Origin of the sequence: Enterococcus canis NBRC 100695, assembly GCF_001544375.1 — a bacterium.
Classification (GTDB): domain Bacteria; phylum Bacillota; class Bacilli; order Lactobacillales; family Enterococcaceae; genus Enterococcus_H; species Enterococcus_H canis.
Window position 1 is genome coordinate 234,367 of record NZ_BCQJ01000003.1, and the last position, 15,052, is coordinate 249,418.

13 protein-coding genes are annotated in these 15,052 nt (G+C 43.5%); 2 read left to right on the plus strand and 11 right to left on the minus strand.

Features of this window, described 5'->3' with window-relative positions:
* Positions 1-39 precede the first annotated feature (39 nt).
* From ECA01S_RS06390 to ECA01S_RS06400, 3 genes are all read right to left on the minus strand, one after another.
* Complete coding sequence (locus ECA01S_RS06390; protein ID WP_067392825.1) at positions 40-2,667, minus strand: HAD-IC family P-type ATPase; 2,628 nt, start codon at positions 2,665-2,667, stop codon at positions 40-42.
* A 385-nt stretch (positions 2,668-3,052) separates the two neighbouring features.
* Positions 3,053-3,481 (minus strand): hypothetical protein, encoded by a 429-nt coding sequence (locus tag ECA01S_RS06395; RefSeq protein WP_067393189.1) that lies wholly within the window; start codon positions 3,479-3,481, stop codon positions 3,053-3,055.
* A gap of 181 nt (positions 3,482-3,662) precedes the next feature.
* Positions 3,663-6,338: a cation-translocating P-type ATPase gene (locus ECA01S_RS06400; RefSeq protein ID WP_067392828.1), complete on the minus strand. Its 2,676-nt coding sequence runs from the start codon at positions 6,336-6,338 to the stop codon at positions 3,663-3,665.
* A 401-nt stretch (positions 6,339-6,739) separates the two neighbouring features.
* On the opposite strand from ECA01S_RS06400, the gene ECA01S_RS06405 reads away from it, so the two are divergent.
* A complete protein-coding gene (locus ECA01S_RS06405; protein WP_174519966.1) occupies positions 6,740-6,937 on the plus strand; it encodes a helix-turn-helix transcriptional regulator in 198 nt (65 codons plus the stop codon).
* Complete coding sequence (locus ECA01S_RS06410) at positions 6,937-7,641, plus strand: hypothetical protein (RefSeq protein ID WP_067392833.1); 705 nt, start codon at positions 6,937-6,939, stop codon at positions 7,639-7,641. The genes ECA01S_RS06405 and ECA01S_RS06410 overlap by 1 nt, the downstream gene beginning before the upstream one ends.
* An 88-nt stretch (positions 7,642-7,729) precedes the next feature.
* Here the strand turns inward: ECA01S_RS06410 and ECA01S_RS06415 are convergent, their stop codons facing one another.
* From ECA01S_RS06415 to ECA01S_RS06450, 8 genes are all read right to left on the minus strand, one after another.
* Positions 7,730-8,485 carry a tRNA 2-thiocytidine biosynthesis TtcA family protein gene (locus tag ECA01S_RS06415; RefSeq protein WP_067392835.1) on the minus strand — a complete coding sequence of 252 codons (756 nt, stop codon included), beginning with the start codon at positions 8,483-8,485 and terminating at the stop codon, positions 7,730-7,732.
* On the minus strand, positions 8,482-10,299 hold the full coding sequence (locus ECA01S_RS06420; protein WP_067392838.1) for an LTA synthase family protein: 1,818 nt from the start codon (positions 10,297-10,299) through the stop codon (positions 8,482-8,484). The genes ECA01S_RS06415 and ECA01S_RS06420 overlap by 4 nt, the downstream gene beginning before the upstream one ends.
* A gap of 132 nt (positions 10,300-10,431) precedes the next feature.
* Positions 10,432-11,259, minus strand: coding sequence for an NAD(+) synthase (gene nadE, locus ECA01S_RS06425; RefSeq protein WP_067392841.1), 828 nt, complete (start codon positions 11,257-11,259; stop codon positions 10,432-10,434).
* Entirely contained in the window at positions 11,256-12,734 is a 1,479-nt protein-coding gene (locus ECA01S_RS06430; RefSeq protein WP_067392844.1) for a nicotinate phosphoribosyltransferase, read from the minus strand. Before ECA01S_RS06430 ends, nadE begins: the two co-directional genes overlap by 4 nt.
* A gap of 78 nt (positions 12,735-12,812) precedes the next feature.
* Positions 12,813-13,193, minus strand: coding sequence for a GtrA family protein (locus ECA01S_RS06435; RefSeq protein ID WP_067393192.1), 381 nt, complete (start codon positions 13,191-13,193; stop codon positions 12,813-12,815).
* An 87-nt stretch (positions 13,194-13,280) separates the two neighbouring features.
* Complete coding sequence (locus ECA01S_RS06440; RefSeq protein WP_067392846.1) at positions 13,281-13,631, minus strand: DUF1827 family protein; 351 nt, start codon at positions 13,629-13,631, stop codon at positions 13,281-13,283.
* Between the two features lie 65 nt (positions 13,632-13,696).
* The gene (locus ECA01S_RS06445; protein WP_067392849.1) at positions 13,697-14,050 is read right to left on the minus strand and encodes a DUF1827 family protein; all 354 of its coding nucleotides are present in this window, start codon (positions 14,048-14,050) and stop codon (positions 13,697-13,699) included.
* 12 nt (positions 14,051-14,062) lie between these two features.
* A complete protein-coding gene (locus tag ECA01S_RS06450) occupies positions 14,063-15,016 on the minus strand; it encodes a pyridoxal-phosphate dependent enzyme (RefSeq protein ID WP_373277546.1) in 954 nt (317 codons plus the stop codon).
* Between the last annotated feature and the right edge of the window lie 36 nt (positions 15,017-15,052).

Below are 15,052 nucleotides of genomic sequence, written 5' to 3' on the forward strand. Positions count from 1 at the left end.
GGACTTCGACAGCTGTCGAAGTCCTCTTTCTATGTGCGTTTAACGAAAACGATGTTGAATGAACTTCCCAAGCTCGGCAATCAGCAAGACACTGAAGGCCGCCAAGGTAGCAATGCCCCACTCCAAGCTGGTCAGACCAACTGTATGGAAAGCCTGTTGCATAAAGGGTACATAGGTCATTAAAAGCTGCAGCAGTAACATAATCCCAATAATCACAAAGGCCGGTCTGTTTGTAGTCCATTCTTTGTATGCGGGTTGCTTGGTCCGAATACTGAAAAGATAGAAAATCTTACTCAAGACCATGATATTCACCATCATGGTGCTGGCCGTCGCCATGTCCGCTCCTTGTGCCAATAACCAATCATGAGCAAAGAGACTGACTAGCGCCATAAAAATGGAAATATAGGCCATTTGCACCACATCCACTTTTGACATCAAGCTTTGACCTGTTTGCCGAGGTGGCCGCTCCATGATACCCGCTTCAGCTGGTTCAAAAATAAACGCAAACTGAATGGTGATGGCCGAGACCATATTGATCCACAATAGCTGAGTTGCTTGTAACGGCATCTCCTGCTGCGTCAAAATCGTAAAGGCAATAATCAAGCCTTCAGCAAAGGACGTTGGCAATAAGAAAAGGATACTTTTTTTGATGTTGTCGTAAATTCGCCGACCTTCCTTGATAGCAACCGCCATCGTGGCAAAGTGGTCATCTGTCAAAATCATATCGGCAGCGTCTTTGGCCACGTCCGTTCCGCTGATCCCCATAGCAACGCCAATATCGGCTTTTTTCAAAGCAGGCGCATCATTGACCCCGTCACCGGTCATGGCGGTTACTTTTCCATTCGTTTGCAAGGCTTCCACGATTTGCAGTTTATTTTGAGGCGTGGTTCTGGCAAAGACCTGATTTTCAGCAACGGCTTGCGCTAATTCTGTTTCATTCATCTTATCTAATTCAGGGCCTGTCACCGCTTTGATTTCATCAGCTAATCCTAAGGCTGAACCAATCGCGCTGGCGGTCAATGGGTGGTCACCGGTAATCATCTTAACGGCGACACCTGCTTGACGCATCTCTTTTAAGGCAGTGATTACCTCAGGGCGTGGCGGGTCGATAATAGCCGCCAAGCCTAATAACTGCACATCAGCTAATAAGGCGGAGGTGATCTCTGTCACCGTTGACGCAACTTCTTTACTAGCTACTGCCACGACCCGTTTCCCAGCTTTTGAATACTTGGAAACAGCATCAAACCAATAATCATCAGTCACACCAGCCATGGGCAATAGCTTATCAGGTGAGCCTTTTAGTAATAGTTCCTGTTTGCCAGAAGGCCAAGCCACTAATTTGGCTACAATTCGAGTATCTGAATCAAAAGGCAAGCGGTCCACTTCGACTGCCGCTGGCTCTGTTGCAAAGGCTTTGTAATAGGCGGTCAAAAAGGCCCCATCGGTTGGTTCCCCATTTAACTGCCAGGTATCTCCCTGCTTCTGTAAAACAGAGTCATTGGCCTCAAAACCTGCTACTAAGAAATTCTTTAGGGCCGTATCCGTATCGGGGTCAAGCACAGTCTCAGCTTGGAATGTCCCTTCTGGCGTATAACCGACACCAGTGACTTCAATGGTGCGGTCGGATAAAATAATCTCTTGCAAGGTCATTTCGTTTTTAGTCAAGGTTCCTGTTTTGTCTGTTGCAATAACATCGACTGAGCCTAAGGTTTCAGCGGCCGGCATGGTTTTAACCACCGCTTTTTTCTTCGCCAAGTCTCTGACGCCCATCGCCAAAATTACAGAAGTCGTGGCGGGCAATCCTTCTGGCACGGAACCTACAATCATTGTCACCACCGCCAATGCTAAAGCGGACAATGAATAAACACCGGACCATAGCCCAATCAAGAATAACACGATTGAAGCTAACATAATGGCGATGGTAATGCCTCGCCCCAGGCCGTCGATTTCTTGCATCAAAGGCGTTTTACGCCCCTTCAAGCTATTAACTTCGCGGGAAATTTTCCCAATCTCGGTTTCATCAGCAGTTGCGGTAACAATCCCTAGACCGGTCCCATTGGTCACGGCAGTGGAAGCATAGGCTAAGTTGTAACGCTCAGCTAATGGCAGCTCCTGTTTAAAGGCGTTCGTTACTTTTTCAATAGAGTCTGCTTCCCCCGTCAAGGAGGCTTCCTGAATGCGCAGATTATCTTCGTCTACGATTCGCAAATCGGCAGGGACATTATCGCCAGCCTCTAAGTACACCACATCCCCCACAACGATCTCCTCAGCAGGGATGTCTTGGCGCTGACCGTTGCGGTAAACCGTTGCAACTTTAGCTAACATCGATTTGATTTTTTCAATCGCATCACTGGCATTGGCTTCTTGAACATAACCAATCACTGCATTGGCCACAATCACTAAAGCAATAATCAAAGCATCGGAATAGTGCCCCATAATCATCGTTAAGAGGGCAGCAATCATTAAGATGTAGATAATCATATTGTTAAATTGTCGCAAAAACAAATTCCATTTTGGCACTGGTTTACTTTCAATTTTATTGGGGCCAAATTTGGCCAATCGCCTCTGGGCCTCGTCATCGTCTAAGCCAACTAAGGCATCCTCAACTTGATAACGATTCTGTACCTCTTGGCTTTCTAGTTGATAATCTGGTGTTGTTTTTTCCATTTTATATTTCGCTCCTATCTAACACAAATAAGCACCTATTTTAGTCCACACTAAAATACGCACTACTCCCGTTGATAGAATCTTCGTTTAAAAAAGTACCTCTGGTCTGGGTCCACTTGGATCTCTCACCTCACTTACCCAAATCATAACATGCGTTTTTATTTTTTGTCAAAATTAATGAAAAATCTTTATAAAAACAAAAAAACCACCAGGCTGGTTAGACCTGGTGGAAAAAGGAGTAATTACTCGATATCGAGTAAAATGAAAAATAAAAAGGTTGTTGTTGGTTATGTAACTACTATAACCGCTCAATAGATATTCGTCCACTAAAAATAACGTGAGAAATAAATTAGATAACCTTTGTTCATTTAAATTACTCGATTGTTTATTTTTTCAATAACATATTTGTCATACGAGAGATGGCGAAGGAGATTTCATCCGTTGCTTTGTCTTGTTTTTCTTCCGCGGCATTAAAGCCAGTAACATCTACACCATCAGTTACTGCCAAGACCATTTCGTCACAGCCAGCTACATAGCTCATGTAAGAACGTTCGAATTTTTTATGGATACCCATAACCCGCGCTGGCGGTCGTAAACCGCTGACTTTTTCTAACATCGCATGATAAGCCTTGGTGCCGCTCTCAAATTTTTCTTGAATCTCCGCTAAATGTTCTGTCGATAAGTCTGCCACCTTGTCATTATCAATCGCTGTCCGAATCTCTTCGTAGTAAGGGTGCAATGTTTCACCGATGGCTTCCGTATCTTTCACAATATTATTGATTGTCTGCACATAGTAACCTAAATTGGGTTTCACTGTTTTTCCTACTTTCTTCAACTTTTTCCCCAAGGGATCATGATTATTTTACCATAAATTAGCATACTAGGAACAGTCACCCAAAAAGAAGTCTTACTGGCCTCCTCTCCCCAAAAACTGTCATTGACTGACTTTTTAGCCAAAAAAAGGACCATGACAAAGGCCATGATCCTTAAAATACTTAATGTGCGCCCATTTTACGTTGGACGAATTTGACGATTTCTACGATTGGAATAATCGCAACAGAAGCCCCTAAAACGATGCCCCATTGGTAAAGGTCCAAATGCGCTACCCGGAAGATATCATTCAAACCTGGTACCACAATAATGATCCCCATCAAGACAAAGGACAGCAAGATTGCCCAGTTAAAGGACTTGTTGCGGAAAGGTCCCACTTTGAAAATCGATTGATGAACCGATTTAACGTTGAAAGCGTGGAATAGCTGCATGAAACCAAGTGTCGCAAATGCCATAGTCAAGGCATCTGAATGAATCGCGTCGTAGGTTGTATGAACCGGCCATTGGATAGCAGACCAATAAACAAACAGCACTGTAGCACCTTCTAAAATCCCTTGGTAAATGATGGAACTCATCACGCCACCAGAGAATAGGTTCGAGCTACGGCCACGAGGCGGTTGTTTCATCAAGTCTTTTTCAGCAGGTTCCATCCCTAACGCAATCGCTGGGAAGGTATCAGTTACTAAGTTGATCCATAGTAAATGAATTGGTAACAACGTGTCCCAACCAAGTAAAGTAGCCACAAACAAGGTTAAAACTTCCCCTAAGTTGGCTGCCAACAAGTATTGAACCGTTTTTTGAATGTTAGAGAAGACTTTACGGCCTTCTTCAACGGCTACGACGATAGTGGCAAAGTTATCATCCGCCAAGACCATATCAGAGGCCCCTTTAGATACTTCCGTACCAGTAATCCCCATACCAATTCCGATATCTGCTTGTTTCAAGGCAGGCGCATCATTTACACCGTCACCAGTCATGGCAACAACTTTGCCTTCTTTTTGCCAAGCTTTTACAATCCGAACCTTATGCTCAGGTGAAACCCGGGCGTAAACGGAATATTCATGGACTTTTTGTGCAAACTCATTGTCATCCATTTCATTTAATTGAGCTCCCGTCAAGACGGCATCATCATCGCCGGCTTTAATGATGCCCAAACGAACGGCAATGGCTTCAGCTGTATCTTTGTGGTCCCCAGTGATCATAATAGGACGGACGCCAGCTTCTTTGGCAACCCGGACAGCTTCGGCTGCTTCTTTACGTTCTGGGTCAATCATACCAACTAGACCCGCGAAAACTAAGTCCGTTTCTAAAGTATCGGTACTTAATTCGCTTGGCACTTCGCTAACGATCTTATAGGCCATTGCTAAGACCCGCAAGGCTTGTTTCGCCATGTCTGTGTTGTTATCTAAAATTTGTTGACGTTCTTTTTCGGTCATTGGCACTTCTGCATGGTTCAATAATACCCGGTTAGCTCGGGTCAACAATACATCTGGCGCACCTTTGACGGCCACTAGGAATTGACCATCCGCCAATTGGTGAACCGTACTCATCAACTTACGATCAGAGTCAAAAGGTAATTCAGCTACCCGTGGTTCTGCAGCAACTTTTTCGACTACATTAAAGCCGTGATCCAAACCATATTGGACTAAAGCCGTTTCAGTTGGGTCGCCAATCAAGGTGCCATCTTGGGCAAATTTGGTATCGTTACTGTAGTTCATAATTTTCAGTGCCATGTTGTCCATGGAAACATCCGCACTTGCTGGTACTTGTTGATTATCCGTATATAATTTTTCAACGGTCATTTGGTTCAAAGTCAAAGTCCCGGTTTTATCAGATGCGATAATATCCGTTGAACCTAATGTTTCGACTGCTGGTAATTTCCGGATCACGGAATTACGACGAGCCATTACTTGGGTACCTAATGCCAAAATAATGGTTACGATGGCTGGTAGGCCTTCTGGAATCGCGGCAACGGCTAGTGAAATCGACGTCAATAGCATGTCGATTGGTGACGTCTGGTTGACTAAAGTCCCAACAAAGAACATGATAACCGCAATAACTAAAATTGCAGCTGTTAGGAACTTCCCTAATTGGTTCAAGTTGTTTTTCAATGGTGTTTCAGTTTCATCGGCTTGGGCTAGCATACCGGCGATTTTACCGACTTCCGTGTTCATCCCGGTATTAACGATGACCCCTTTCCCACGACCATACGTCACATTACTGTTAGAGTAGGCCATATTCAAACGATCGCCGATACCAATATCCGTAGCTTCTAAAACTGTTAAGTCTTTTTCAACCGGCACCGATTCCCCAGTTAAAGCTGCTTCTTCAATTTTTAAAGAATTCGCTTCAATCAAACGCATATCGGCAGGGACCACATCACCGGCTTCTAAAAGCACGATATCCCCTGGCACTAGTTCGTCACTTTTTACAGATTGAATGTGTCCATCCCGCAGGACATTGGCATTTGGTGTTGACATTTCCCGCAATGCTTCGATAGCTTGTTCCGCTTTCGATTCTTGGATGACTCCCATCACCGCATTGATGATCACAACCAACATGATGATGATTGAATCCACTACCTCATGAGATACTACGGCTGAAATAATTGCCGCAACAATCAAGACCAGGATCATTAAATCCTTGAATTGTTCAAAGAATTTTGCGACTAACGATTTCTTTTTCCCTTCGTCCAACTCGTTAGGGCCATATAAGGCTAAACGTTTCTGCGCCTCATTGTTGCTTAACCCCTCGGCTGAAGCGTCTACTTTTTCCAGAACGGTCTCTACCGGTTCCGCGTAGAAAGCTTCGGATAATTGCTGTTTCTTTTCTTCTGACATGTGCTTCCTCCTCATTTTTTGGCTACAGGTCCATTTTACTGATTTTCCTGAAAAAGGAAAAAAAAATAGACTTGTGTATGCCGAATCAGAACATACATAAGTCTCACCGTTTAAGACAACACCAGAAATTTCTTTCTTGTTGGTGATGTTGCCACAGCTGCCCGCTGCCAGTTACTCCCTCATGACTTGAGTCGCTATTACGCCTCAACGTCTCCTATTATACCTTGCACCCGTTATTTGGGCAATATTTTTCCAAAATTTTTCATTATTTCTGAAAAAAGACTTATAGAAAGAACGGCGTTCACGAGTTTCCGACTATTTATGGAATACAAAACGAACATTATGTAAAATATATATTGCATACACCGTCAAAACTGCTAAAATGAACTCGAGGTGTCGTGATGAAAAATTTAAAGCTAAAGGCTGCCCGCGTTGCCTGTGACTTGACCCAAGCAGAACTGGCTGAAAAGGTTCAGGTGACAAGGCAAACGATTGGCGCTATTGAGAAGGGCAATTATAATCCTACGATCCACTTATGTATCCAAATTTGTAAAGCGTTGGGAAAAACACTAGATGAGCTTTTTTGGGAGGAAACATGATGAAATTATTTGATGAACGACAGCAACAGATTCGGGCACGTGGCATTTTGCTAGCCTTTTGGCTGCTAATTGGTTTCTTAGCCGCTACCTACTTTGGAGACCTTTTATTTAACTATACTTTATTCGCCACAATGGACACTATGCTTTACAGTATTATTTTGGTCTCATTACTGCTCTTAGTAGAGTATTTACTGCTGCAAGATGCCTTTATGGAAATGCGTGCTGACGCGGTTCAAAAAAGCATGTGGGTCTTTGCTACTTCCTTTTTCGCACTTACTGCGAGTGGTGTGCTTTTTGGTCGGCTCCTAGCTAGCGACTTTCAGCCCATTCGCCATGGTCAGCTGACAGGTGACGCCGCGCTGATAGTTATCACGCTATTAAGCACGATTCTCTTTGTTACTAGCCTCTACAAATTATTGGAGAAACGGTTTGTACAAAGTCTACCCATCAGTTTTCGGCTGTATCTGCTGGCAAGCTATGCCAGCATCTTGCTAGGTATTTTACTAAATGTGCCCCTGGGTGCGGATGCCTTCAATGTTTCGTTTTTGCTTACATCAGGCCTATTTCTAGGTATTTGCGGGTTCGTTCTCCGACCGCAAAAACGATTAGCCGCCACTTTACTCCTACTTCTGACGATACTCTGGCAAGGCTACCTGATACTTCACTTCTTGCTTGGTTTTCACAACCCTTTTTGGGGTAACTAGTCCCTTTAGACATTTAAAAACGCGACGAACTTTGTTTGAGTTCATCGCGTTTTTTTTGATTTGATTTAGTTAAAACCTTTTGACACCTTTAGACGGACAAAAGCTGTGGTGAGTTCCAAAAGTCCCCCACAGTGCCTTGCTCCATACCCATAATAAATTTCTCCCGAATATCAGGATATTGTTGGGCCAGACCACTAACGACATGTTTGATTTCTTCTCGCTTGGTCTGCTTATCTACGGGACAAGGATTGAAGATCACTGGTAATTCTTCTCGTTTAACGAACTTGATGATTTCTTTTTCCTGCAAGTAGATCATAGGTCGAATCAAGGTAATACCAGTTTTGCTTAAATAGCTTTTAGGCTCAAAACTGGCTAATTTCCCGTGAAATAGAAAATTCATAAAATACGTTTCAATGGCATCATCTAAATGGTGGCCTAGTGCCACCTTATTACAGCCAATCTCCGCAGCATAGTTATAAAGAATCCCTCGCCGCAGCTTAGCACATAGAGAACACGGCGAGCGCTCGGCCCGAATATCGAAGACTACCTGCGCAATATTCGTAGGGAGTACAGTCAATTCATACCCCAACGCCTCCACAAACTGCCGTAGCGGTGTAATATCCATGTCAAAGCCCATATCCATTGTGATGGGGACAATCTCAAAGGAGTAGCCCAACCGTTCTTGCCGCCGAATCATATCTAGAAAATACAATAGCGCGGTGCTGTCTTTACCGCCACTCATACCGATAGCTACTTTGTCCCCCGGTGCAATCATTTCATGGTGCAGTATGCCCCGGCGGATGGGATTGTAATAATGTTGATTATCTTTTTTCTTAAAACTCATTTGGCCTCCTCAAAAAAATGTTCCTGAATACTATATTGTTTGCCCGCAACTAAGTCATACTGAATCATTTGATAGTCTTGATAAAGCTGGGTCAGCTTGGCGTCTTTTTGCATTTCCTTGAACCACTGGCCATCTTGATAGTAAAAATTCTTTTCAAATGCCGGCAATTGGTCATGGAGCTGTGCCACTAGCTGATAGAAGCCCGTCAGAGGCAAGCCGCTTTCTTTAAACAGCACTGGCGCAAAATAGGTAGGACTCATAACAAATTCGTGGTCCTTTTGGTCAGCTAATTTGTGCTGGTTATCATACATCAAAAACTGTGTTTCATGTAAAGTCGCTTCATCATTCATTTGCTTGATTTCATCATTATAAATACTTGGTAAATGATCGCCCCAGAAAACCACCAACGTACGGCGCGGCAACTGATCGACTTCCTTCAAAAAGTCCTGTAGGGCCTTAGCACTATAAGAAACATCCTGCAAGTAATCCGCAATGGTGTTGGTATCACCAGGGGCTTGCACCGTCGCCTCATGCTGCGTATATTTGCTGCCATAAGGCATATGAGTCTGCATCGTCACCAGATGAACAAACTGAGGATCATTACTCTTCAACAGACTCATGATTTCTTGGTAGGCCGCCGCGTCAGAGATATAAGGATTATTGTCGATTTTATCTGTATGTTGCATCGTATCTTCATTAAGAAACTGGTCAAAACCTAGCACATCATAAACGTCTTTTCGTTTGTACATGGAGGTATTATAGGGATGAATGGCTGTCGTCTGATAAGCTTGACCTTTCAATAAGGAAACCAGTGAAGGCAATTCCGTTAGTTTAGGCACCAACATCGTGTAAGGTGTTGTCAACTGTGCATTTAAAGGTTCCATCGATAAACTGGTTAAAGCCTCAAATTCAATATTAGCCGTACCGCCGCCATAGTTTTGCGATAGCATGCGTCCACTCAAGGTTTGGTCCGCCACTTGATAATAGGCTGCTAATGGATCACCAGAGACAGAAACTCCATTTAAATGGCTAGGATCAGAGAAGCTTTCGCTCATGACATAAATAATATTCGGTTTCTCACTTTGAGTCGGATCTGCTTGGTAACGAGCGGTAATTTCTTTGATTTTAGCCTCTGAATAGCCATTCGGTTTGGCCATTGGTTCAACTTTTAAGTTATATAAAAAGCCCCCAATAAAACCCGTATTATAGTAATTCATTTTTTGACTATAGGGAATCCACAGCGCGGTCCGATTATACGCTCTCCGGATTAAGTTTTGCGGATTATTGAAATCTGTGATATACGTCAATAAACCGATGGATAGTACCAAGACAGCAACTCTAGCGATCTGCTGACGTTTAGGTAAAAAGAAACTGCGATAAATTGCGATACCCACTGCAATCAGGCCCACCAGCAGGACACCCACCAAAATGATAAAAGGCACCGTGCCCACCATTTCTCTTAACAAGCTGAATTCCGTGATCATTTTCAGGTCGTCCGGATAGATTGGTTCCGTGCGGTAAGACATCTTCAAGTAATCGGCCACCCCTAAGACGCCAATCGCGATACTGTAAAATAAGGCCCCCACGGAAACTGAGCCCGCAAGACCAATCAAAAACAGTAGCAAGACCGCTAAAACAAAGCAGCCTAAAAAGAATTTTTCGGTGTGCCAAGAAAAGGCAAATTTAAACGCTAAACTGTAAGAATGATCATTTTGGCTCCATTGCAAATAAAGATTGCTGAAAATAACCAGCAACAATAAACCCACAACAATCAAACTCCATTTTACTGCCGGTTTTTTTAAATAGTTCTTCATAATTATGCGACGTCCTTTCCTTGCTATTTTATGCTTTCATGAAATAGATGTAAAGGCGCAAAAAAACACATAGTCAGCTAGCTACTTTCTGCAAAGTAGGAAATCTGCGCTATGTGTTTTTTTCTTTAAAGACTATTTCCAGAAATCATCAAAAATTGTGATGGGTAGATGACGTTTATGCTGCGTCTTAGCCCACCAGCCTTCAATTTTTTCGGCCGCTGCTGGTGCGACTTCCTTTCCTTCTAGGTAATCATCGATATCTTGATAGGTGACCCCTAGCGCCACTTCGTCTGCCACTAAAGGCTTGCCGTCTTCCAAATCAGCTGTCGGCACCTTTTCGTAGAGCGCTGCCGGTGCCCCTAATGCCGCTAATAATTGTTTTCCTTGGCGTTTGTTTAAACGGAATAACGGTAAAATATCGGCACCGCCATCACCAAATTTGGTAAAGAATCCCGTGATGTTCTCAGCTGCGTGATCCGTTCCAATCACCGCGCCTTGATGCTCACCAGCAATGGCATATTGCATGATCATTCGTTGCCGCGCCTTCATATTGCCTTTATTGAAATCGCTGATAACTTCTTCAGTCTCAGCTAAAGAAGCTACCGCCGCATCTACGGCTGGTTTGATGTTGACTCTTCTCGTCTGATCAGCTTGAATGAACGCCAATGCCTGTAACGCATCGGCTTCATCTGCTTGCTCACCGTAAGGAAGACGAACCGCGATAAACTGGTAACTGTCATCACCCGTTTCTTCTCGCATCTCTGTCATGGTTAGTTGCGCTAGGCGACCAGCGAGGGAAGAATCTTGGCCCCCACTAATACCTAAAACAAAGGTTTTTAAGAAAGGATGTTTACGCAAGTAGGCTTTCAAAAAGTCGATGCTTTTGCGAATTTCGGCTTGCGGATCGATTACAGCTTGAACCCCTAATTCTTGAATAATGGCTTGTTGTATTGGTTTCATGCTTCTCCCTCCAACTTGACATTTTTTTCATTGACTTGCTTACGAACAGTCTCCATTAGTTTCATCTTATGATTCCACAGATCCGTTGACAGATCCACTGGGTATTTTTGCGGATTCAAATCACGCTTGTATTCCTCCCACAAGGAATCTAGATTTTCTTTCGTATATTGTTTAATCGCTTCTAAGCTAGGCAGTTCATAAACCAACTGACCATCACGATAGATTTCCCGCAAGACCGGACGTGCGCTAAAATTCCGGACGGTTTTATTGATAAAAGTGTGAACGGGATGGAACATAAAGATCTCGGCTTCTTCACGAGGGTCTTCGTCCCATAACGTCACGTAATCGCCTTCCGACTTGCCATCGCTGTTGCGGGTAATCCGCCATACTTGTTTTTTACCTGGTGTCGTTACTTTTTCAGCATTGCTGGAAAGTTTAATCGTGTCTTGCATCACACCTTCATCATCTTCAATGGATACCAGCTTGAAAACTGCGCCAAGCGCCGGTTGGTCATAGGCGGTGATCAACTTAGTTCCCACACCCCAGACATCGATTTTAGCCTTTTGCATCTTTAAGTTTAGAATCGTTGTTTCGTCTAAATCATTGGAAGCGTAAATTTTTGCGGCTGTAAAGCCTGCTTCGTCCAGCTGTTCCCGTACGCGTTTTGAAATATAGGCCATATCACCACTGTCGATACGAACCCCTAAGAAATTAATTTGGTCGCCCAGCTCTTTAGCAACCCGAATAGCGTTAGGAACGCCTGATTTCAAGGTGTCATAGGTATCAACCAAAAAGACACAATCTTTATGAGTCTTAGCGTAGGCTAAAAAGGCCTCGTAATCATTGCCATAAGATTGGACTAATGAATGGGCGTGGGTCCCGCTAGCGGGAATGCCAAAAATTTTACCAGCTCGCACATTACTGGTAGCATCCGCTCCACCGATATAAGCCGCCCGCGTACCCCAGACAGCTGCATCTAATTCCTGAGCCCGTCGCGTGCCAAATTCTAATAGTGGATCTGTTCCAATCACTGATTTGATGCGGGCTGCTTTAGTGGCAATCAACGTTTGGAAATTCACCATATTCAACAAGGCTGTTTCCACTAGTTGACATTGTGCTAAGGGACCTTCCACCTCAATCAAAGGTTCATTGTTAAAGACGATTTCTCCTTCCACCGCTGAACGTACCGTACAGGTGAATTTAAATGCCTTTAAATACTCTAAGAAATCTTCTGGATAACCGATTTCTCGTAAATAAGCGATATCGGTCTCACTGAAGGTCAAATTTTCTAAATAATGTACAAAACGCTCCAACCCTGCAAAAATCGCATAACCGTGGTTAAAGGGCATTTCACGAAAATAGCACTCGAAAACGGCATGCCGCTCCGCGCGCCCCAACTCCCAATACGTTTGCATCATGTTGATTTGATACAAATCAGTATGTAGTGTCAAACTATCGTCCGCAAATGTTTTCATCCTGTTTACTCCTTTAGGCTTTAAACTTAAGGACTATTATAACAAAAAAGAAGAAGCATTGTCTTGACAATCGCTTCTTCATTCAATATTTTGCGGTTTTTCCTTAAAAATCAGCCACTTACTAAAGACGTAATTCAATAAAATGACCACGACTTGAACAACGGTTTTTGCCCAGAAATCAGACCAGTGCAAGACACTGATGAACAAGATCATGCCGCCCATATCCAAGATAAAAGACAAGCCGCGGTACCAATAAAACAGCAGCAGCTCTTTCATAACGGTATTCCGGTGCATACTGTCGCTGGCAAAAACAAAAAATTTATTGGTCCAAAATGCAAACATCACTGATAAAAACCATGCCAGTGCGTTGCTAAGGCGATAATCCCACCCTAACTGTAAACAGCCAAAGTAGACCAGGTAATTCACTACGGTTGTCAGTACACCAAATACAAGATACATCACAATTTCACGATATTTTTTCACAGTTTGCGCTCCTTAAAAAACAGCAAAGCGACCCCACGAGGTAACTTTGCTGTATTCATACAATTATTCGTCGACATCTGCTTGCAGCACGACAAAATCCTTGGCTTCAAAATACAATTCTTCCTCTGCCATCTTTTGTAACACATTATCGATTCGAAGTAAATTTTCTTTTGGCACTTCAGGTAAAAGTTCGCGGCAGATAAAATCAATCTCATCTGGTCGAATTTTCGTTCGTTTGTTGAAAATAACCAACACAATGGAGTCGAAGGTATCCACTTTTAAGATAGTGGTTCGGTCCAATGTATAGATTTCATAGCTTTTGATGCGCATGTCGCGAAACAGATAAGAGCAGATAATCGGATAGACACGACGCAATGCCACAGTTGTGTTCAGATTACTTTTGACTAGTTTCAAGTGATCACTTCCTTTTGGCTACATTTTACCAAATCTCGTGAATCAGGCAAAGAGACAACCCTTGGCTACTCTGCCAGTGGTAGTTCAATCCGGATGATATCTTTTCGTGGTGCTGAAAATTGGAACCCAGCGGCCACCATTTCATTTTTAACATTGACGTCAATGGACACATATTCCCTAGTTGTATGCAGCAAACGCTTGATGGCGATATCAATCTCGTGCTTTGTAATTTTTTTCTTAGTGTTGACTAAAATCAACGTGACTTTATCGTACGTATCTGCATAGATGATTTGTGTCCGGTCTAAAGAATAGAATTTGAATAGCTTGATTGCCTTATCACCAAATACATACTGCGTGATGTTAGGATAAAAAGAGGCAAGATTCAAATTTGAATTCACCGGTGTCTCAATTAATTTCATCACATAACCTCCTTATAAAATACCCTTTAAAACGGAAAAATCGATATTGCCGCCAGAAACCACGGCCACCGTCTTTTTCCCCTTCAGTAGATGATTGATTTGTCCGCTGAGAATTGCAGCGGTACTAAGGGCGCCCGCACCTTCCGCCACGACTTTTTCTTTCAAGGCTAAGTAAAAGATAGCCCGTTGAATATCTGCTTCTTCCACTAAGACGGTCTCGTCGATCCGCTTGTGTAGCAACTCATAGGTCAAAGCCCCTGCCAAGGCGACATCACAGCCGTCCGCCAAGGTTTTTGAGGTTCGATTTACAACTAATTGTTGTGCCCACAGTGAGCTGATCATGCCGTGGACCTGATAAGACTGCACCCCAATGATGCGCGTCTCAGGATGTAGTTCCTTGATGGCTAAAGCGATTCCGGCAATCAACCCACCCCCGCCAATGGGGACAATGACATTATCTACATCTGGTAAATCAGCTAAAATCTCTAAGCCAATCGTCCCTTGTCCTTCAATTACATCGCGGTCATCAAAAGGCGAGATAAACACTTCACCTGTTTGCTGGGCCTCTTGAATCGTCAATTCTTTGGTCTCATCAAAACTTTCGCCTACTAGCACCACCTCGGCGCCATAGCCTTTCGTTGCCTCAATTTTCGTCAAAGGTGCCGTAACCGGCATAAAAATTCGCGCCCTAATCCCTAAAAGTGAAGCAGCTAGCGCGACGCCTTGGGCATGATTTCCGGCTGAACAGGCAATTACACCCGCTTGCTTCTCTACTTCGCTTAATTTATGCAGCTTATTATATGCCCCGCGGAATTTGAAGGCCCCGGTTCGTTGCAGATTTTCTAGTTTTAAAAAAATTTCTCCATCATATTCTTGGGAGAGGATATTGCTAGGTGCTAACGGCGTCCGTATCGCTAAATTTTGTAATGTTTGTGCCGCGGCATTGATTCCCGCCAGCTCATTCATTTGTGTTTCCATAAGCTCACCTTCTGTTATTTTCTC